Here is a 19,361-nt window from a genome sequence, read left to right as displayed (position 1 = left end):
AACCCTTTCTAAACGAATCACCGTTAAGCCTTCGTTGAACCCAGACGAAGGAGACGTCGAAAATGGCAGATATGGGGATAAAAGAGATCGCGCATCGGATGGCGGCCCACGCCGCCGTGCGCCAGTCGCATATCGCCCGCAACGTCGCCAATGCGGATACGCCGGGCTACCGCGCCACCGACATCAACGACTTCGCGCAAGAGCTGGACCCCGCCGTTCGGATGCAAGCCACGCGACCCGGCCACATCGGCGCGCATCCCGGTGCAACTGAACATCGGATGATCTTACGAGACGGGGAAGCCTCCCCTAACGGCAACACCGTCTCGCTGGAGACGGAGATGATGCACGCCGCGCAGGCGCGCCAAAGCCACGACATGGCCCTCTCGATCTATTCCAGCGCCCGCGACATCCTGAGCAGCGCGCTCGGACGGAACAGGTAAGGGAGAGCCATGAGCGATGTACTTGGCAGCATGGCGGCCTCCGCCAGTGGGATGCAGGTGCAGTCCGAACGTCTACGCCACGTCTCGGAAAACATCGCAAACGCCGACACCCCCGGCTATCGGCGCAAGACGATCGCATTTCGCGACATGGCCGACGGAACAGTCCAAGCCGACCGCGTTCAACTTGACCGTCGCGAATTGCCGCGTGTCTACGACCCCGGCCACCCGATGGCCGACGACACTGGTTTCTACGACGGCTCGACCGTCGATCTCATCATAGAGGTCGCCGACGCCCGTGAAGCGCAGCGCTCGTACGAGGCCAACCTCAAGATCTTCGATCAATCCCGCCAGATGGCGCAGGGGCTTCTAGAGCTGCTGCGCCGCTAATCCAAACGACAGAACAGGAGGTCCAGAATGGACATCGCCGCCGCCTTCGCCGCCCAGCGCTATGCCGCCGCTCGCCCGGCCACGACACCCGATCCGGCCGTTGCCGCCGCGACGGAAGCTGTTCAGAGCTTTGCCGAAACGCTGCAAAAGGGCGACGATACAGCCCGCGCCGCTATGACCGGTGCCGCCGATCCGCACGCGCTGGTGCAGGCACTGGGAGAAGCGAAATTCGCCGTCGATACCGCCGTGACTGTGCGCAACAAAGTGGTCGAGGCGTATCAGGAAATCCTGCGGATGCCCGTCTGATGCTGAATGAAGGCGTCTACTACGACACGCTGCGGCAGGGATTGTGGATCGCTGTCACGATCTCTGCGCCGATCCTGACGGTGGCGTTGATCGCCGGTCTTGTGATCGGTCTGTTTCAGGCCCTGACCTCGGTGCAGGAAATGACGCTGACCTTCGTGCCCAAGCTGGTCGCCATCGGCCTCGTGTTCTGGGCGACGATGGGATTCATGACGCGCACCCTTACCACCTACTTCGACGCGACCATCGTGCCGCTGATCTCGGGGGGCTGATCCATGGATAACGCCGGCTACACCGTCCTCACCCGACTTTCCGGTCTGCGACATGAGATGCAGACGATCGCGAACAATATCGCAAACGCATCGACGCAAGGCTACCGCAAGGAAGGCGTGATCTTCGCCGAGCATATCAGGGCTATCGATGACGCCCCTTCCCTGTCCATGGCGAAGGGAAACGTCCGCCACACCTCGAACCTTCAGGGCGGTGTCGAAAGGACTGGCGGCACCTTCGACATGGCGATCGAAGGCGACGGCTTCTTCCTCGTCGAGACCCCGGACGGAGAGGCGTTGACCCGCGCCGGTCACTTCCTGCCGAACGCAGCCGGCGAGCTGGTCACGAACGAGGGGAACCGCGTTCTGGATGCCGGCGGCGCGCCGATCTTCATCCCGCCTGACGCGGGCGGCGTCGCCGTTGCGCGTGACGGCACGATCTCAGCTGACGGAGTTCCTCTGGTACAGATCGGCCTTTGGCGCGCCGCCGCGCCGCAAGACGTGACACGTGGATCGGGCCTTCTGTTCCGCCTGTCCGCTCCGGCAGAGCCGATCCCCCCCGACGAAGGCGCAGCGATCCTGCAGGGCCATTTGGAAGCGTCGAACGTGAACCCCCTGTTGGAGATCAGCCGCATGATCGAGGTGCAGCGCGCCTACGAGCTTGGCCAGAGCTTTTCCGAAAAAGAGGACGAGCGCATCCGCAACGTCCTTTCCACCCTAAGCCGATAGGAGACATCAATGCGCGCCCTGTCCATCGCCGCCACCGGAATGGCCGCCCAGCAACAGCGGGTGGAAGTCATTTCCCACAACCTCGCGAACATGAGCACCACCGGCTACAACGCCCGCCGCGCAGAATTCGCCGACCTGCACTACGAACAGGTCGCTCGCCCCGGCGCGATCTCGTCCGCCACCGGCACCGAACTGCCGACAGGCATCCAACTTGGCCTAGGCGCACGCTCTGCCGCCGTGACGATGGAGGTCGCGCAGGGCACTTTGGTCCAGACCGGCGGCGATCTGGATCTTGCCATTGAAGGCAACGGTTACCTGGAGGTCACGCTGCCCTCGAGCCAGTCCGGCTACACTCGTGACGGTGCTCTGAAACGATCCGCGGACGGCCAGATCGTCACATCGGACGGCTATCCCGCCGTACCGGGCATCACCATCCCCGAAGACGCACGTGCCATCGCGATCAACGCAGACGGCGAGGTCTACGCCTACTTCGCGAACGAGGTCGAACCCCAAATCCTGGGTCAGTTGAACCTCGTCGGCTTTTCCAACGTGAAGGGGCTGGAAGCGATCGGCTCGAACCTCTTCGTCGAAAGCCCCGCATCCGGCGCACCCGTCGGCGGACAGCCGGGCACCGATGGCTTGGGCACGTTGCGGCAGGGCTATCTGGAAGACAGTTCCGTCGATCCCGTTCGAGAAATCACCAAGCTGATCGAGGCGCAGCGGGGCTACGAGCTGAACTCAAAAGTCATCACCGCCGCCGACCAGATGCTCGGCGCGACGACGCAGATCCGATGATCCGCATCGCCCTTCTTCTCATCCTGACGGCAGCTCCGGCGCTGGCCGACATGGTAGTCGCGACCACGACGATCCGCGCGCGCAGCCTGATCGGTCCCGGCGACTTGAAAATCGCCCCCGGCGGCGCGCCCGGTCTGCTGTCCGACCCGTCAGCTGCAATCGGACAGGAAGCGCGCGTGACGCTCTACGCCGGACGGCCGGTGCGCACGGGCGACATCGGCCCGCCCGCGTTGATCGAGCGCAATCAGATCGTTGTTATAGAGTATGCCGCCGGCACTTTGCGCATGCGCGCCGATGGTCGCGCGCTGGATCGCGCCGGTGTTGGCGACCGCCTGCGCGTCATGAACCTGTCCTCTCGCGCAACCGTCTTCGGAGACGTCATGCCCGACGGAACCGTCACCGTCTCACAAGGATTCCGCTGATGCGTCCCATCCTATGCCTTGCAATCCTCTCCTTCGTAACAGCTCCCGCCTGCGGTCGGATCAATGACGTGGGACGGCCGCCTGCCCTTAGTCCAGTCGCCCAAAGCCCCGAACTCGTGGCGATGCAAAGCCCTGGACTGCCGGTGTCGTACGAGCCCGAACGGAATACCGACGCCGCATCGCTTTGGTCCGGCGGACGGGGATCGTTGCTGGGAACCCGCCGGGCAGAAACGCGAGGCGACATCGTTACCGTCATCGTCGAGATCGATGACCGCGCCGAATTCTCGAACGCCTCTGATCGGTCGCGGAGTGCCAATTCCAATATGGCGATCAACGATTTCTTCGGCATCCCACAACGTATCAATGAAAAATTGCCGGAAGGGGCAAATTTGAACAGCGCCGTGGGACTTTCGTCTGGTTCCGGTTTTTCGGGTGACGGAAGTACCTCCCGCAACGAACGCCTGACCCTGCGCGTTGCTGCCACCGTCACCGAAGTCTTGCCGAACGGTGCCTTCGCGATCGAAGGGCGGCAAGAGCTACGCCTGAACTTCGAACTGCGTGAGCTGATCGTAACCGGCATCGTCCGGCCCGAAGACATCTCGCGTCGGAATGAGGTTCTTTACGACAAGATCGCCGCCGCCCGTATTTCCTACGGCGGACGCGGCCAGATCACCGACGTCCAGCAGCCACGCTACGGTCAGCAGGTCGCCGATATCATCCTGCCGTTCTGAAAGGCACGCTCATGAAACTGCTCATCCCAATTGCGCTGGCCCTGGTCGGCCTCGGCGCAGGTGTCGGCGCCGGTTTTGCGCTGCGCCCATCGCCCGAGTTGCCGGACGTCGCGCAGACCGAAAATCCCTGCGGGGAAGTCGCGCACACCGAACCGGACCACGCCAAAGACGACAGCCACGATGCGCCATCTGGCGATCCGATCTTTGTCAGTCTGGACCATCAGTTCGTCGTTCCGATCATCAAGGACGGCCGCGTTGACGCATTGGTCGTGCTTTCGCTGACGCTAGAGACCGATAGCGCCGCACAAGACATCGCACAGAAACGCAAGCCAAGGCTGCGCGACCGTTTTCTGCGGGTCATGCTCGATCACGCCAACACCAGTGGCTTCGAGGGTAACTTCACGTCGAACGGCAAGCTCGATCGGTTGAAGACCGCCTTAATGGAAACCGCCCGCGCGGAAATCGGGCCGGGTCTGTACGACGTGTTGCTTCTGGATATCGTCAAACAGGCGGCTTGATCCCGGCAATCCGCGCCGTCACGTCGGCGCGGCCGAACGCCTTACGCGCTCTGCCCAACGCTGTTTCATGGGCAGCGCGCAACGCCGCCTCTTGCTGACGCAGGCGCAGGATCCGGCGCTCTGTTTCCGCAAGCCAGCTCATATCCATTCCTGTCAGGCGCGCGGTATCGATGGATGCATCGGTCCTGCGCGCGGATTGTGCATCTTGCAAGCGCGCGATGTCGGACTGAATCGCGTTCAGCTGTGACACGATCCGCTCGACAGCGCCAAGTTCGCGATCTCGCAACATGGCAGAGATACGAGCCAAGTCCTTCAATCCATCGGTCATCGCGCACGTGCCTTGCGTCGCATAACCTCGGCGAAGCGGATCGCGATAGCGACCGGCGCGAATTGCTCCGGCGAGATCTCACCGCCGATTTCCACGGTGGCATGCAATGCGCGGGCTGTCGGCGGGTCGGAATGGATCGGCACGCCTGCCTCTTCGGCCAGTTCGCGGATGCGAAGGGCAACGGCATCAACGCCTTTCGCCACGCAAACGGGTGCTCCGGCTGAGCTGCGCGACCACTTCAGGGCTACCGCATAGTGCGTTGGGTTCACCACGATCACGCTGGCGTCCGGGACATCCGCAAGCATTCGGTTCGAAGCGATCTCCATTCCACGTTGGCGGCGCTGGCCCTTCATATGAGGATCGCCGTCGCTTTCCTTTTGCTCGTCCGTCATCTCTTTGCGCGACATGCGGTTCTTGCGCGCATGCTCGGCCTGTTGCCACGCCACGTCGATGACACCAATCGCCAGCGCCACCACCAGAACCAGCCACAGAAATCGCACCGTCATCGCGAGTGCCGCGGCAGTCGCCACGCCGGGATCGAGTGTCACCAAACCGATGATTTCCGGCAGAGAGCGCCAGAGGAACACGAACAGAGCTATGGAATAAATGGTCAGCTTAACCGCGCTCTTTGCGAACTCGAACAATCCGCCGCGCCCGAACTTCTGCTTGGCGTTGGATAGAACAGAGATACGGCTGGCTTTCGGTGCCATTTTGGAACCGGCAAAGGTGAACGCGCGCTGGCCCAGCAAGGACACGATGCAAAAGCCGATCGGCAGAAGCGCCCAAGGCAGCAGGGCCGTGACCAACTGCGCGCCCACCGGCACCAACTCTGGCGCTCCGGGATCAAGCGTGCCGGCCCGATGAAGCACACCGGCAAGGATTGCACCGATCCGCTGCAAAGAATCCGCTCCAAAGCCTACGGCGACCAGAACCATCCCCGCATAGCCCGCGGCGGTCGTCAGATCAGTCGATTTTGGAATTTCCCCTTTCTTACGCGCATCATCGAGCTTCTTCTGAGAAGGCTCGTGGCTCTTTTCGCTTTCGTCCTGATCGCTCATCGCGTGGCCGCGACCGGGTTTGCCATGTACCCGTCCAACGCTTGCATCCAGACCTGCAGGGCAAGCGGTAAGGACAGCGCAAGGATCGCCAAGCCGCCCAGCGTGATCGCGGGCGCGCCGACGAAGGCCACCATAAGCTGAGGCATCGCGCGATTGATGACGCCTAGCGTCAGGTTGTAGATCAGCGATGTGATTACGAACGGCATAGCCAGCGCGAACCCGAGGGCGAAGGCACGGGCGGTGCGCTCGACACCCCAAGCGGCTAGATCGGCCGCATCCGGAAACTGCCCGGCTGGCAAAAGCTCATATGAGAATACGAGGTATTCGGCGATCTTGACGTGAAGCCCTAGAATTACAGCAAGCGTCAAACCGGCCATCACCATGATATGGCCGATGGTCGGCTGTGGATCGGTTGCGCCGCCGCCGAATATCTGGGCAAGGGAAATCGTCTGCGCGGCCATCGCTCCGGCAAGCTGCAGAGCAATCACGAACAGCCGTAGCATGCCCCCTAGGGCAAAACCGATCACAGTCTCGATCAGCAGGAAACGTCCCGCAAGATCGGTAGCAGTCAGTCCTGGAAGACGCGCCACGACAGCAGGCGTCACGATCAGTGTAAATGCGATGCCCAGCGCAAGCCGCACACGCATGGGGATCGACCGTTCGCCAAAAGCAGGCAGCATCGACATCGCAGCACCGACGCGCAGGAACACCGCGAAACCGGCAACGAATGCCGTCTCAGCCAACCCGGTCAACGCTGTCAGGGACTGGATCACGCGGGCACTGTTCCGACCAATGCGGGCTGCGCCTCTGTTCCTAACTCTTCGAAGCTGAGCACCGGGTTTGACAGTCCCTTTGCCGACAGAACCATCCGCAGAAACCGACGCCGCCGTGCTGACGTGACAAGTGCCGGATATAACCCGCGTTCGGCTGCGGTTCCAAGACGATCCGCTGCGCCGTCGGCCAGTTTGTTGAACGCATCGGGCGGCAGCGCGACGGACGTATCGCCGGGCTCGCCCTGCAACTGGTGGCGACTGAAGGTTTCTTCCCACTCGGGGTCCAACTGGATAAGCGGAACGGTGCCATCCGCGCGTTTGAGTTCCGCGATGAGTTGGAAGCTCAGTCTTTGCCTCACGAGTTCGCAGATGGCCTCCGAACTTGACACCTGCGTTCGGGCACTCGCGATTGCTTCCAAAATCATGGGCATGTTGCGGATTGACACCCGCTCTTCTAGCAGCAGACGCAGGACATTCAGCAGCAATTCGATTGGCACCTTGTCGGGCACCAATTCATCGATCAGCTTGCGGTTCGCGGCGGCGCGATCAGGATCGGATAGGCGCGTGAACTCGTCCAGCAAGCGGCGCAGGGCTTTCAAAGTCAGAAGACGGTGGAAATTTTGCTTGATGACTTCCAGCAGGTGTGTCGCCAAGACCTCGGCTGGCGTTACGGTCGTAATCCCAGCTTGCGCGGCGGCGTCCTGATCTTTTCCCGCGATCCAACGAGCGGCTGCGCCGTAGACAGGCTCTGCCACGTCCATACCCTCTGGCAGCGCATCGGGGTTGCCATCGTTGACCAGCGCAAGGACATGGTTGCTTTCGATCCGATCGCGTACGCGCTCTACCCCGTGAATGCGAACGACGTAGGTGCCCGGTGGCAGTCCAGGGTCGTCCGTTAGACGGATCTCTGGCAAGACAAGGCCAAATCGAGCGGCCACGTGATTGCGCATGTTGCCGATACGAGCATCCAGCCCAGTCGCCGGGTCAAGCACCAACGGCACCAAATCAGGGGCGAACTCCAGATGGATGTCGTCCAGATCAAGGACGTCCCCCATTGATTTTCGCACCGGCGTCGACTTCGGCACTACGGCAGCGTTGGTCTCGCGCTGCTTCGCGGCGCCCTGCGCGCGCCACGCCAGCCAACCCAGACCGATCCCGCCTGCCATGAACGGGACAAAAGGTAGCCCCGGCACGACAGCAAAGAGAGCCAGCAACACAGCAACCGTCGCCAAGGCAGCGGGATAGCGACCCAACTGCGCGAAGAAAGCCATATCGGTCGAGCCGGTCGTACCACCGCGGGCCAGTAACAGTGCTGAAGCGATGGAGATGACGACTGCGGGAATTTGGGTCACTAGCCCGTCGCCGACGGTCAGGATGGCGTAGGTTTCCAGAGCTGCTCCAACGGGCATGCCGTGGACGATGGTGCCCATCGCAAGACCCATCACCAAGTTCAAAAGAGTGATGAGAAGGCCTGCGACGGCGTCGCCCTTCACGAACTTGGACGCACCGTCGAGCGAGCCGAAGAATGTCGTCTCCGCCTGCTCACGCTCGCGGCGGGTCTTGGCTTCGGCGTGGTCGATCGCACCCGCGCTCATGTCGCTGTCGATGGCCAGCTGCTTGCCAGGCATCCCGTCTAGCGCGAACCTGGCGCCGACCTCTGCCATTCGGCCCGCACCCTTCGTGATCACGATAAAGTTCACGATCATCAGGACGCCAAACACCACAAGGCCAAGGAACACGCTGCCCCCCATGACGAACATGGCAAAGCCCTCAATGACGTCTCCCGCCGCGCCGGTGCCCGTGTGTCCTTCTCCTATGATCAGCTTGGTCGAGCTGACGTTGAGCGATAGGCGGAGCATCAAGGATGCAAGAAGAACGGTCGGGAAGGCAGAGAATTCCAGTGGCCGCTCAATGAACAAAGTCGTGGTGAACATCAAAATCGCAAGCGCGAAGGATGTAGCAAGCCCGATATCGAGAACCCATGCCGGCACGGGAAGAACCATCATTACAATGATCGACATCAGCGCAAGCGCAAGCAGTATCGTCGGCTGAAACAGATCGCGAATGCTCATGGAGCGTACCTGTTTTCCAAGAATGGGCTGACATATCGCACCGTTTCAAGGGCAGCATTGATGCCCGTCAGCCTGACCGAATTTTTCAGTGGTTCGATGACCATCCGCACGACCCTTTGTGGACGCAGTGTAGCCCGAAGAATGCCCCACAATGCTTTAGCAAAGGTTTACGCTCGAACTATGGCTCCAGAAACGCGCTCCATTCCTCTCTCAAGGACTCTGTTTCGGAGACCAGCTTTGAACTGCGGGCCCTAATGGTTGGCGGCACCCTCTCCGCTGGTTCAGCTATCCTTTCCACCGGGATGGAAACCGGAGGCGCCGGCAGGCGAGCACGTAGGCTATCGACATCGGCTCCGGTCATGGGACCGAGAATATCCGAAGCTTTTGCCCAGTCTTGGCGATCTAGATGCGCCTGCGCCAACAAAATCCGCTCTGGCCGGGACGGCACGCCTCGGTTCGCCATTAAGATTGCCACCGCCAAATGCGGCATCGCAAGTTGCAGTGAACGATCCGCCAATCCGATCCGCAGCTCGGCATTCGCCAAAGGCTCAACTGCGATAACCGCTAAACCACGTAAAAAATCTGCGTCCGATGAAAACTCCAAGACACTCTTGGCAAGTCGTTCGCGCAAAACGACCGCCTCTTCCTTTGAGCGATTTGCAACTTCAAAGATCAAAGTATTCGCACTTTGCACGTCCTCTTCAGCGATCCACGCGTCGAACATCGCCCGTTCAAGTTCAAACCGCGCGACACCTTCTGACTCTCGTAGAATGATACTCGCCTGGTCGAAGATATCTTGAGGCACAGGTTCGGCCCGATTGATGTATCCCATAATCAGCGCGGCGATTGCGCTTGGAGCATCCGGTGTACGGAGTGCGATTTCCATCTCCAAATCTGCATTTCCCCGCCGTCTATCGCTCGGCCCAATTTCGTTCGGTGTCAAAACCGGACCCGTCTGCGCCGGATCAGTGCGACCGACGGCGGCCATCACAAGTTCAGCCGTTTCGATCTGACCAATTTTTCGCATTTGTTTTGTAACCCTGTCCCCGTAGAAGTTACGAAGCTGGTTTGGGAGTGAACTAATCGCCGCCACGAGAGCGCCCGGTCGTGCCGGAGGCGTCGGTGGATCGGCAAGTGCCGCGAAAAGGGTTGCCAAGTCGCCGCATTCCGACATTGCGACAATCAGAGGCGCTTCGATCGGTGCATCCACGAGCTGCGCCAATTCAAGCAGAACGGCATCGTCAGATGTGCGCATCGAAGGGTCGAGGATTGCTGCGGCCTCTACGCCAAATCCATTTATAATAAGTTTCTTGGCGGTTGAATTGAGTATTTCAGGATTGCTGGATGCAGGATCGAGCGTTTTGGGACCAGCAAGCCAATCTGGGATCGACAGCAACAGGACCGGGGCGCACGTGGCCCGCGCAGGTATGCGTTGGCTACCGCGCGCGTATTGGCCACTTCTGGTGTCGACCGCGATTTGCCCTGTCGATATTGAGCCTGCTCCGTCCTCGGGTTTTGCGTCAGCGATGACCGGTTGCTTTGCCAGAGGCGCCAGGGACACCCCCGATATAGAATTGTCGAGAAGATCCGCGATCAAGCTTTCCCTAAGTGTCTTTGCCATCGGAGACGGCTCGGCAGCTTCTCGGGTCAGAAGACCAGGGATCATCGGAAGATCCACGGTCGAATTGACGAGCGAAGCTGGCGAAACTTCCGAAGGCGGTTCTTGCAGTGCTGTCAGCTCCTGCTGGGCCTCGGACCCCCGAATAGGGCGCGCCGTTCGATCCGGGTCACCGATGTCGATAACCAGTCCGCCGCTCGGCAACTCGGTTTGGGTGACTGTGCAATCACACCCAAGGTCGATAAGAAGAGCGGCTTCGCTCTTGCTGAGTTGGGTGACGCGCGTTCGGTCTATCCGCCGATAAACGTCAGACAGGTCGTAGTGCACGACCTTATCCGTTTGAACCTGCACTTGGCGTTCGTTAATTTCGAGATTGTAATCTGGTCGAACGGCATAATCGATAACCACGCGTGTGAACGTCTCGTGCTCGGCGGTACGAACGCGCGTTTCAGCACTGGCAATTGCGGGAATTATCGCCAACAGTAAAGGTAGCCAACGCATCATGCGGCCTTTGTGCCCTTCAACGCTTCTTCGAGCGCGTCAAAAGCAGGGCGGTGATGGGCAGGAGCATTCTGGCGACCAACCTCAATGCAAATCGCAGGGCTGTGCTGATGCAGGTTGGCGACCAGCACTTCTCGGATAAGCTGGTAGAACTGCGCGTCTTCTTCGACTACTGCCTTGAGCTTCGCGGCGAAGGGCCCGACAAAACCATACGCCAAAAATACGCCAAGAAACGTTCCGACAAGCGCACCGCCAATCATCTTGCCCAGCACCTCGGGCGGTTGGTCGATGGCCGCCATAGTCTTGATGACACCAAGCACTGCTGCGACGATGCCAAGGGCGGGCAGTCCGTCAGCCATGGTCTGAAGCGCATGGCTGGAGTGAAGCGCGGTGTGCAGATTGGATTCCATCCGCTTTTCCAGAACCTCTTCAACCTGATGCGGGTCGTCATAGTTCATTGAAGCCGAGCGCATCGTATCGCAAATCAGCTCGACCGACTCGCGGTCCTTCTGAATTTTCGGGTAACGCCCGAAGATCGTGCTGTCCTGCGGTGCCTCGATATGCGCTTCGACGGCAAGCGGATCGGACTTGGCCAAACGAATGAGCTCGAACAGCAGGCACAGCAGGTCGCGGTAGTCGTCAGCCTTCCATTTCGCACCTTTGAAAATGCGCGCGATGTCCTTGATCGTGTGCTTCACCGTGGCGCCGTCGTTCGATAGCAGAAAGGCTCCGACAGCGGCTCCCATGATCATGGTCATCTCGAACGGAAGGGACTTCAGGATGATCCCCATCTTGCCGCCCGCAGCCAGATAGCCGCCGAACACCATCACGAAGACGACGATGACACCGATGATCGCGATCATTTACTCGGTCCTTTGATTTGGGGAAGGTGCACGGCCTAGTTCTCCACCGTGTCGACATTTCGACCGGCTAGAATGACGCTGACCGCATAGGCTGTTTCGGGTTTCAGCGCGGCAAGGATGCGCGCCGAAGCTGCAGGCCCCATAAGGCCAAGGAACCCTGCGGCAAACGCCGGAGGCATCTGTTCGAATAACGCACCCGCCTCGGCCGGCTTCATGTTTTCGTACACTGTTGCAAGGCGAGACAGATCGTCCTCGGCAGCTTTGTCAGCTAGGTTGAGCAACCGCCTGAGTTCCGTCTCCGCCTGCTCGATTTCCGCCAATTGCGCAGCGAGGGCCGCACGCCCCTCGGCCAGACGCTCTGCATCGGCATCCAGTTGTGTTTCGCGGGCGTCCAGTGCGGCTTGCCGTTCGCTCAAAACGTCCAGGATCTCCGCCAACTCATCTGGCTCTTGCGTGGTGTCTGCTTCGGCACGGCTGGCCTGCGCCATCGGAGCGACCAGCGTGGAGACTGGGAAGCCGGCGATTCGCAAGAAGGCCGAGGCCATCAGCAGACCGCCCAACACGGGCAAAACACCGATACGGCTGATCTTCATACGCGCCATCATGACGTGACACCCACGGATCTGCGCGAGAAGAACGACTGGGTCGCTGGAGCCGCGCTGGCACGATTTGCGGGCATGGGAGCAGGCTCCGTCGGCGCGGGAGGCTCGGCAATGTCCTGCAACGACGCGACCTGTAGCTCCAACCGGCGCGCCACCGCATCGGCTCGGTCGGTCAAATCTTCCAGTGATTGACCGGAAGATTCTGCGGTGGATCGTGCATCGTCCAAGGCCCGCCGTAGATCATCCACCTGGCTGGACAACATCGCCACGGCGCCACCTACGCCCCGATCAAGGTCGGTAAATCGGGTCAGGCGACGCGACAAGACGAAACAGTAAAAGGCGACCCCGATCGCGCCAGCAATCAAAAGCCCATCGGCGATGGCGTTCATCTCTCTTCTCCTCAACTCAGGACGAATTCCATGACCAGCACGTCGGTCACGCGTTCCGCACCGATTACCAGCGAAAGGCGTCGCAGGATCTGGGCGCGCAGCGCGATAAGGGCACCAGGCGATGACAGGCTGGCGGGGTCGACGGCACGCAAGTAGGCGTTCATCACATCGATCACGCGCGGCATAAGGTGTTCGACCTCATCCGCGTAGTCTGACGGCACTTCTAGTTCGGCCCGAAAACGCAGATGGCGATTGCTTCCAGCCCCGGCCAATGACACCACGACAGGCTCGACCGGGAGGAAGGCCACGTCCGACACGCTGGCCGGAACCGCAGGCCCGGACAGCGCACTGTAATCCGCATCCTCCTCACCGTCATGCGCCTTCGCATCGACGGAATCATCATCCGTTTCGGCCGCTGCCACGTCGCCCGATTCGCCCAGGATCACACCGGAAAACACCGCGTAGAATCCGCCGCCGCCCAACAGGACCGCCAGCACTAATCCGACGAGCAATCCCTTGCCGGCCTTCTTCTTCGGGGCGGCATCCTCTTCGGTTTCGTCGGCCATTCCGGCACCTCGTATCAAAACATCTTGCTGGAGCCAGATAAACGCAAAGCCACTAACCGATTGTTAAGACGGATGAGGGAAAGTGGCCGCATCGGGAAAGAACGTGTGTCCCGAGGTGACAGGAGGTCGCTTCTTGCAACAGATCGTATCGTCATGGGCCGGACTGACGGTCCAACGCCGCATCATGGTCGTCGGCGCAACCGTCGCGATGTTCGCCCTGGTTCTGATGGTGGCCCGTATGGCCTCGCGCCCGGACATGGATCTTTTGTATTCCGGTCTCGAATCAGGGGCTGCTGGCGAAGTTGTCGCCGCGCTCGACGCCCGTGGCGTTGTGTATGACGTGCGCGGTGGTGCAATCTTTGTGGACAGCACGCAAAGAGATGCCTTGCGCATGACGCTGGCCAGCGAAGGGCTGCCGCAAAACGTGTCGCAAGGATATGAACTGCTCGACGGGATGAGCGGGTTCGGCACCACCAGTCAGATGTTCGATGCCGCCTACTGGCGCGCGACCGAGGGTGAGCTTGCCCGCACGATCGTCGCCTCTCCCGCGATCCAGAACGCGCGGGTGCACATCGCCAATACCGGCACCAAACCGTTCCAACGCGAGGCTGTCGCAACGGCGTCCGTCACCGTCACACCCTCCGGTGGTGGCCTGTCCTCTGCACATGCGCGGGCCTTGCGATACCTTGTCGCCTCTGCCGTCAGTGGATTGGCACCCGAGAATGTGTCGGTCATAGACGCCACCGGCGGCGTAATCCTTGCCGGAGAGGACACCAATCAAGGCGCCGGCGCGTCAGGCGACCGTGCAGCAGAGCTGAAGCGTAACGTGGAACGCCTGCTGGAAGCGCGCGTGGGATACGGCAAAGTGGTCGTCGAGGTGAACGTCGAGACGATGACCGAAACCGAGCAAATCACCGAACGGCGTATCGACCCCGACAGCCGCATCGCGATCAGCCAAGATGTTACACAATCCAGCAGCACGAACGCGGACGGCGGCGGTGGCCAAGTGACGGTTGCATCGAATCTGCCCGATGGAGACGGCGCGGAACAGGGCGGCGGGTCCAGCTCCAGCCAGTCGAACGAAACGCGCGAAACCACGAATTTCGAGGTCAGCCAGATTGAGCGTCAGGTCACGCGTTCCCCTGGTGCTATCGACCGAATCACAACCGCTGTTCTGATCGATGGGATCCAAACAGTGGATGACACCGGAGCGACTGTCTGGACTGAACGACCTGAAGCCGAAATCGAAGCGCTGACCGAACTTGTGTCGGCCGCCGTTGGCTATGATCCGGAGAGAGGCGATTCGCTCTCGGTCAGGTCGATGCAGTTCGAAGCGGTGCCCCAGGACGGAACCGCGCCCGTCGCAGCCAGCCTGTTCGGCCCCATCGACGCTATGCGTCTGGCACAGATCGCCATTCTTGGCATCGTCGCGTTGGTCTTGGGGCTGTTCGTCGTTCGCCCGATCATGGCCAAGCCAACGGCCCCCGCGCTTGCGGCGCCAGCCGATATCTCTGGCGCGCCCATGTCCGAGACCGCTTTGACAGGCGAGATCGACCCGGACGACATGCCGGACTTCATGGGGCAAGCCGGACAGCCGCTTGGCATGGAGCCTACGGCGGCCGCTGACGCAACCGCCCCCACCAGCGCCGTCGACAGATTGCGCCAACTTATCGATGAAAGACAGGATGAGTCGCTAGAGATCCTGCGATCTTGGATGGAAGATGAAAGCGAAAAGGCATGAGCGCATCCCCCCTGATCCTAGAAGACTTCGGTCAATACACCGGTCTTGTTCCTCTGGCGGTCATCGACGGAGAGCGACTCGAAGCGGAAAAGCTCGCGACCTTCGACAAAGGCTATACCGCAGGCTGGGACGACGCGACCGATGCCTACAAGGCGGAAGCCGATGGCGCAGAACGTGCGCTTGCCGCTCGGATGGAAGAGCTTGGGTTCACGTTCCACGAAGCCCGCGCGCACGTCATGTCAGCTCTGCGCCCCCTCCTTTCGGGTATCGTCGAGACCATCGTACCGCGTGTGCTGCAAGAGACCCTAGGGCACCGGCTAGAACAGGCGATGCACCAATTGGCCGACGGACAACCCGACCCCGAGGTTTTGATCAACGTCTGCCCCGATGACGCCGAGCAGATGGCGAACTGCCTTTCTGCCCACGCGCGCTTCCCAACCCGCATAGAAGCCGATGACTCGCTGGGCCCGGGCCTTATCCACATACGGCTTGGCCAAAGCGCGCGGGAAATCGACCTGAGCATCGTAGAAGCCACGTTGAACGACGCGCTGGCCGCGCTCGACACCCTGAACGAGGAAACCCTGTCCCATGGATGAACCCGACACCATAGCGCCGTCACGGCCGCCTAATCCGTTGCACCACGTGCCTGTGGAGATCACCGTCGCCGTCGGCAAGGCGCGCCCGAAGTTGTCGGAGTTGCTTAGCATGGAACAAGGCGCTGTCCTGACACTGGATACGCGTGTGGATGACCCGGTGGAACTGTATGTCGGCGACCGCCTTATCGCGCGTGGTATGCTGGAAGAGACAGAAGGTGACGATGGCGCTCTTTCCGTCCGGTTGACCGAGGTCGCGGATATGGAAACTGGCCTTTGATCCGAAGGCTTCTGCCTTGCCTGACGCTGCTTGTGGCTTTCGCGATCATCGCGGGGCCGCTTCAGGCACAGCAGATCCAGATCGATTTCGACGGTGAAGGCAGCCTCGCGGGGCGCGGTATACAGCTTCTGGTCCTGGTTACCGTCCTTAGTCTGGTGCCGGGCCTGCTGATCATGATCACCTGCTTTCCGTTCCTCGTAACGGTGCTCTCGATCCTACGCCAAGGCATCGGGCTACAACAGGCGCCGCCGAACATGCTGATCGTGACTCTTGCACTGTTTTTGACTTACTTCGTGATGGAGCCGATCTTTCGCGAGGCATGGGACGTCGGCATCACACCACTTGTGGACGGCGCGATGACCATCGAAGAGGCCGTACCCCGCGCGCTTGCCCCATTCCAGGAGTTCATGGCCGCCCGTATCGATCCCGGCACCTTCGAGGCGCTCACCTCGCTGAGACCCGATGACACCACCCAGCTTGCGCCAGACGCACCCCTGTCGACACTGGTACCGTCCTTCCTGCTATCCGAAATCGAACGCGCGTTTCAGGTCGGCTTCCTGATCTTCCTGCCGTTCCTGATCATCGACCTCGTGGTCGCGGCAGTACTGATGTCCATGGGTATGATGATGGTCCCGCCGGCGATCGTCTCGCTGCCGTTCAAACTGGCGTTCTTCGCCGTCGCGGATGGATGGACGCTGATTTCGGGTGCCCTTGTGCGCAGCTACTTCTGAAACGAAAACGGCCGCCCCGGTTCGGGGCGGCCGCATTTCAACCGGAAAGGATACAGGCTTAGCTACCCGAACCTTCTTCGGCCTCTTCCATCGGGGTGCCACCGCCAAGCGAGACGATATACGCATAGACGTTCTTTGCGTCATCTTCGCTGCGCAGCTTGAAGGCCATTTTGCCCCGCGCGCCGCTGTCGTCCAGATATTCGCGCAGGAAGCCCGTCGGGTCTTGCGTGTAGGCGGCGAAGTCTTCCTCGTTCCAGGCAAGCCCAGCCTCACCCGCTTCGACCATGGAAGACGAGTAACGAAAGTCCTCGACGGTGCCGGCGGTGCGACCTTCGATGCCGTACAGGTTTGGACCCGTGCGGCCGGCCCGACCGGCCAGAGTCTCACCTTCGTCGTTGGTCACCACGTGGCAGGCTTGGCACTGGTTGAATACGCTCTCGCCAGCCGCAGCGTCACCGGACACATGGCTTTCGGCGAAAGCCGGTGCAGCAAACAGCGCCATTGCGGCAATAGTAAAACTCATCGATTTCATACGATATCCTCCCATCATCCGGACAACACCGGACATGATTTCATTGCTTTGAAGCGTAGCTTTCACTGTGCCAGCGTCAAGCGCGCAGTCCATCAACTAGGTGCGATATCATGCCACTTGCCGGGCCAAGGCGCATTGCTTCCACAAACTGTTCAGAGCCATGACCAGTTGATCGATATCCGCGTCGGAGTGGCAGGGACCAGGCGTAAAGCGCAGACGCTCGGTCCCTTTGGGCACGGTCGGATAGTTGATGGGCTGCACGTAAATCCCATGATCCAGCATCAGCACATCGGCAATCATGCGGCATTTCACCGGATCTCCGATCATCACCGGGATGATATGGCTGGGGTTCGGCAAATGCGGGATACCCATACGATCCAGCCCCTCGCGCAAACGTGCGACCTGCCGCTGCTGACGCATGCGTTCGATCTGACTCGTTTTCAGGTGCCGCACCGCAGTGGCCGCCGCGGCTGCAACGGCAGGCGGGATCGCGGTGGTGAAGATGAAACCGCTGGCAAAGGACCGGATGAAGTCGCACAGCGCGCGCGAACCGGTCACATAGCCGCCGAAGCATCCATAGGCTTTGCCAAGCGTGCCCTCGATCAGCGTGATGCGATCCATCAGACCTTCGCGTTCGGCCACACCGCCTCCCCGCGGGCCATACATACCGACGGCGTGCACCTCATCCAGATAGGTCATCGCACCATGTTTCTCGGCGACTTCCACGATCTCGCGCATGGGCGCAATGTCGCCATCCATGGAATAGACGCTCTCGAACGCGACGATCTTCGGCACGTCGGGACCATACAGCGACAGCGCGCGGTCCAGATCTTCGGGATCGTTGTGCTTCCAGATCACCCGCTCGGCGCGGGAATGGCGCATTCCCTCGATCATCGAGGCGTGGTTCAGCGCGTCAGAGAAGATCACCGCACCCGGAAGCCGCGAGCCCAGTGTCGACAGCGCCGCCCAGTTCGAGACGTAACCGGACGAAAACAGCAGCGCGTCTTCCTTGCCATGCAGATCGGCCAGCTCGCGCTCCAACGCTACGTGGTGGTGCGCGGTGCCCGAGATATTGCGCGTGCCACCCGCGCCGGTGCCGCAAGTCTCTGTCACTTCGACCATCGCGCCCACGACATCCGGGTGCTGGCCCATGCCAAGGTAATCGTTCGAGCACCAGACCGTCACCTCGTCCGGTCCCGGCCCGTGATTCTTCACGCGCGGGAAAGTCCCAAGGACGCGTTCGAGGTCTGCGAAGACGCGGTAGTTGCCGTCGGCCTTCAGCCGATCCAGTTGCTCGGTGAATGCCTTGTCAAAGTCCATTCGTCTCGCCTCCCTCAAGTCCTTGTCGAGCCGCGGGCATCGCCCAGCGCCATAGTTTTGCGTCTGGCAGCGGCACCACCATCAGCCAATGTTCGATAAGCGCCAGCCCGGTCAGGGCAGCCAGCAGTGCAAAGCCCACCTCACCCGTCATCCAGATGCGCTCGATCCAGCAGAAGACGGCGGCCGTCAGCATCAGGATCGAAACCGGGAACAGCCACGAAACGGGCCCTTGCCGGAAATAGCTGGGCAAGTGCTGTAACGGGCGCGGCAGGAATTCCACGTTGATGCGCGGCACGCCGAAGAAAATGTTCATTTTGGCCGAAATGCGCGCTGCGAACAGCACCGCGTAAGTCCAGAAGGCCAGCGTGTTCGGCGCGTTCCACGTCAATGCGAACAGGCCGACCAGCCCGGCGAACAGCAGCAGCTCGTGCCACATCAACGCGCCCCAAGCCGCACGAAACCGTTGAGCGTCGTTCACGCAGAACGGCATCGCGACACTGTGCGGGCCGGTGATCCAGCCGGTCAGAAACGCAAGTTCGATCCAGCCCCAGATCGCCAAGGCTGAGAAGAACGCACCATAGGCCGCGCCCGCCTGACCGGCCGTGACGATCGCACCCGCGACCCCGGCCACCAGCACCGGCAGTCCGAACAGTACGACGCGCCCGTGCGCACCGGCGTCCTTGCCGTCGGCACGCTGCACCGCCCACAGGATCGCCCCGGTGGAAAACCACCAGACGAACAGCGCGACCAGCGCGGCGATCCATGGGTTATCGAGCACAGGCACAGCCCTCTTTGCTTTT

General features: G+C 61.0%; 25 protein-coding genes. 13 read left to right on the top strand and 12 right to left on the bottom strand.

Translation table 11 applies throughout. The annotated features are described in order from the left end of the window. The first annotated feature begins 62 nt into the window (after positions 1–62). The 9 genes from FIU81_RS16170 to fliL (FIU81_RS16130) are packed head-to-tail and all read left to right on the top strand — an operon-like array spanning position 63 to position 4,594. Complete coding sequence (locus FIU81_RS16170; protein WP_124110069.1) at positions 63–440, top strand: FlgB family protein; 378 nt, start codon at positions 63–65, stop codon at positions 438–440. A gap of 9 nt (positions 441–449) precedes the next feature. Continuing rightward, complete coding sequence (flgC, locus tag FIU81_RS16165) at positions 450–827, top strand: flagellar basal body rod protein FlgC (RefSeq protein WP_124110070.1); 378 nt, start codon at positions 450–452, stop codon at positions 825–827. Between the two features lie 27 nt (positions 828–854). Next, positions 855–1,133, top strand: a complete 279-nt coding sequence (gene fliE, locus FIU81_RS16160) for a flagellar hook-basal body complex protein FliE (protein WP_124110071.1) — start codon at positions 855–857, stop codon at positions 1,131–1,133. Further along, a complete protein-coding gene (locus tag FIU81_RS16155; RefSeq protein WP_124110072.1) occupies positions 1,133–1,402 on the top strand; it encodes a flagellar biosynthetic protein FliQ in 270 nt (89 codons plus the stop codon). Before fliE ends, FIU81_RS16155 begins: the two co-directional genes overlap by 1 nt. A 3-nt stretch (positions 1,403–1,405) precedes the next feature. Beyond that, the gene (locus FIU81_RS16150; protein WP_124110073.1) at positions 1,406–2,128 is read left to right on the top strand and encodes a flagellar hook-basal body complex protein; all 723 of its coding nucleotides are present in this window, start codon (positions 1,406–1,408) and stop codon (positions 2,126–2,128) included. Between the two features lie 9 nt (positions 2,129–2,137). After that, the gene (flgG, locus tag FIU81_RS16145; RefSeq protein WP_124110074.1) at positions 2,138–2,923 is read left to right on the top strand and encodes a flagellar basal-body rod protein FlgG; all 786 of its coding nucleotides are present in this window, start codon (positions 2,138–2,140) and stop codon (positions 2,921–2,923) included. Further along, on the top strand, positions 2,920–3,345 hold the full coding sequence (flgA, locus tag FIU81_RS16140; protein WP_124110075.1) for a flagellar basal body P-ring formation chaperone FlgA: 426 nt from the start codon (positions 2,920–2,922) through the stop codon (positions 3,343–3,345). The genes flgG and flgA overlap by 4 nt, the downstream gene beginning before the upstream one ends. Beyond that, complete coding sequence (gene flgH, locus FIU81_RS16135; protein ID WP_124110076.1) at positions 3,345–4,076, top strand: flagellar basal body L-ring protein FlgH; 732 nt, start codon at positions 3,345–3,347, stop codon at positions 4,074–4,076. Before flgA ends, flgH begins: the two co-directional genes overlap by 1 nt. 11 nt (positions 4,077–4,087) lie before the next feature. Next, entirely contained in the window at positions 4,088–4,594 is a 507-nt protein-coding gene (fliL, locus tag FIU81_RS16130; protein WP_124110077.1) for a flagellar basal body-associated protein FliL, read from the top strand. Here fliL (FIU81_RS16130) and FIU81_RS16125 read toward each other — a convergent pair. The 9 genes from FIU81_RS16125 to fliL (FIU81_RS16085) form a co-directional block, all read right to left on the bottom strand. Beyond that, on the bottom strand, positions 4,578–4,922 hold the full coding sequence (locus FIU81_RS16125) for a hypothetical protein (RefSeq protein ID WP_124110078.1): 345 nt from the start codon (positions 4,920–4,922) through the stop codon (positions 4,578–4,580). The two genes, fliL (FIU81_RS16130) and FIU81_RS16125, sit on opposite strands and share 17 nt — an antisense overlap. Further along, a complete protein-coding gene (locus tag FIU81_RS16120; protein ID WP_124110079.1) occupies positions 4,919–5,980 on the bottom strand; it encodes a flagellar biosynthesis protein FlhB in 1,062 nt (353 codons plus the stop codon). Before FIU81_RS16120 ends, FIU81_RS16125 begins: the two co-directional genes overlap by 4 nt. Next, positions 5,977–6,753 (bottom strand): flagellar biosynthetic protein FliR, encoded by a 777-nt coding sequence (locus FIU81_RS16115; RefSeq protein ID WP_254695949.1) that lies wholly within the window; start codon positions 6,751–6,753, stop codon positions 5,977–5,979. The genes FIU81_RS16120 and FIU81_RS16115 overlap by 4 nt, the downstream gene beginning before the upstream one ends. Then, positions 6,750–8,825, bottom strand: coding sequence for a flagellar biosynthesis protein FlhA (gene flhA, locus FIU81_RS16110; protein WP_124110080.1), 2,076 nt, complete (start codon positions 8,823–8,825; stop codon positions 6,750–6,752). The genes FIU81_RS16115 and flhA overlap by 4 nt, the downstream gene beginning before the upstream one ends. A 178-nt stretch (positions 8,826–9,003) precedes the next feature. Then, positions 9,004–10,947: a hypothetical protein gene (locus FIU81_RS16105; protein ID WP_124110081.1), complete on the bottom strand. Its 1,944-nt coding sequence runs from the start codon at positions 10,945–10,947 to the stop codon at positions 9,004–9,006. Then, complete coding sequence (gene motA, locus FIU81_RS16100; protein WP_124110082.1) at positions 10,944–11,807, bottom strand: flagellar motor stator protein MotA; 864 nt, start codon at positions 11,805–11,807, stop codon at positions 10,944–10,946. The genes FIU81_RS16105 and motA overlap by 4 nt, the downstream gene beginning before the upstream one ends. Positions 11,808–11,842: 35 nt before the next feature. Further along, entirely contained in the window at positions 11,843–12,412 is a 570-nt protein-coding gene (locus FIU81_RS16095; RefSeq protein WP_124110083.1) for a MotE family protein, read from the bottom strand. Next, the gene (locus FIU81_RS16090; RefSeq protein WP_254695948.1) at positions 12,409–12,798 is read right to left on the bottom strand and encodes an SIMPL domain-containing protein; all 390 of its coding nucleotides are present in this window, start codon (positions 12,796–12,798) and stop codon (positions 12,409–12,411) included. Before FIU81_RS16090 ends, FIU81_RS16095 begins: the two co-directional genes overlap by 4 nt. 11 nt (positions 12,799–12,809) lie before the next feature. Then, entirely contained in the window at positions 12,810–13,364 is a 555-nt protein-coding gene (gene fliL / locus FIU81_RS16085; protein ID WP_124110084.1) for a flagellar basal body-associated protein FliL, read from the bottom strand. A gap of 133 nt (positions 13,365–13,497) precedes the next feature. Between fliL (FIU81_RS16085) and fliF the strand changes: the two genes are divergently transcribed. From fliF to fliP, 4 genes are read left to right on the top strand one after another with little or no spacing between them, the layout of a single operon-like run. After that, on the top strand, positions 13,498–15,105 hold the full coding sequence (gene fliF / locus FIU81_RS16080; RefSeq protein WP_124110085.1) for a flagellar basal-body MS-ring/collar protein FliF: 1,608 nt from the start codon (positions 13,498–13,500) through the stop codon (positions 15,103–15,105). Beyond that, a complete protein-coding gene (locus tag FIU81_RS16075; RefSeq protein ID WP_124110086.1) occupies positions 15,102–15,701 on the top strand; it encodes a hypothetical protein in 600 nt (199 codons plus the stop codon). The genes fliF and FIU81_RS16075 overlap by 4 nt, the downstream gene beginning before the upstream one ends. Beyond that, entirely contained in the window at positions 15,694–15,978 is a 285-nt protein-coding gene (locus FIU81_RS16070; RefSeq protein ID WP_124110087.1) for a FliM/FliN family flagellar motor switch protein, read from the top strand. The genes FIU81_RS16075 and FIU81_RS16070 overlap by 8 nt, the downstream gene beginning before the upstream one ends. Positions 15,979–16,010: 32 nt before the next feature. Then, on the top strand, positions 16,011–16,709 hold the full coding sequence (gene fliP / locus FIU81_RS16065; RefSeq protein WP_413816217.1) for a flagellar type III secretion system pore protein FliP: 699 nt from the start codon (positions 16,011–16,013) through the stop codon (positions 16,707–16,709). Between the two features lie 58 nt (positions 16,710–16,767). Here the strand turns inward: fliP and FIU81_RS16060 are convergent, their stop codons facing one another. The 3 genes from FIU81_RS16060 to puhE all read right to left on the bottom strand — a co-directional run bounded on the left by FIU81_RS16060 (position 16,768) and on the right by puhE (position 19,339). Next, positions 16,768–17,232: a c-type cytochrome gene (locus tag FIU81_RS16060; RefSeq protein WP_320414782.1), complete on the bottom strand. Its 465-nt coding sequence runs from the start codon at positions 17,230–17,232 to the stop codon at positions 16,768–16,770. A 117-nt stretch (positions 17,233–17,349) separates the two neighbouring features. Further along, positions 17,350–18,561, bottom strand: coding sequence for a 5-aminolevulinate synthase (hemA, locus tag FIU81_RS16055; protein WP_124110089.1), 1,212 nt, complete (start codon positions 18,559–18,561; stop codon positions 17,350–17,352). Beyond that, positions 18,551–19,339, bottom strand: coding sequence for a putative photosynthetic complex assembly protein PuhE (gene puhE / locus FIU81_RS16050; RefSeq protein ID WP_124110090.1), 789 nt, complete (start codon positions 19,337–19,339; stop codon positions 18,551–18,553). The genes hemA and puhE overlap by 11 nt, the downstream gene beginning before the upstream one ends. Positions 19,340–19,361 lie beyond the last annotated feature (22 nt).

The sequence above is a fragment of the Palleronia sp. THAF1 genome (assembly GCF_009363795.1).
Lineage (GTDB): Bacteria > Pseudomonadota > Alphaproteobacteria > Rhodobacterales > Rhodobacteraceae > Palleronia.
This window is presented reverse-complemented; position numbering and strand designations above follow the sequence as displayed.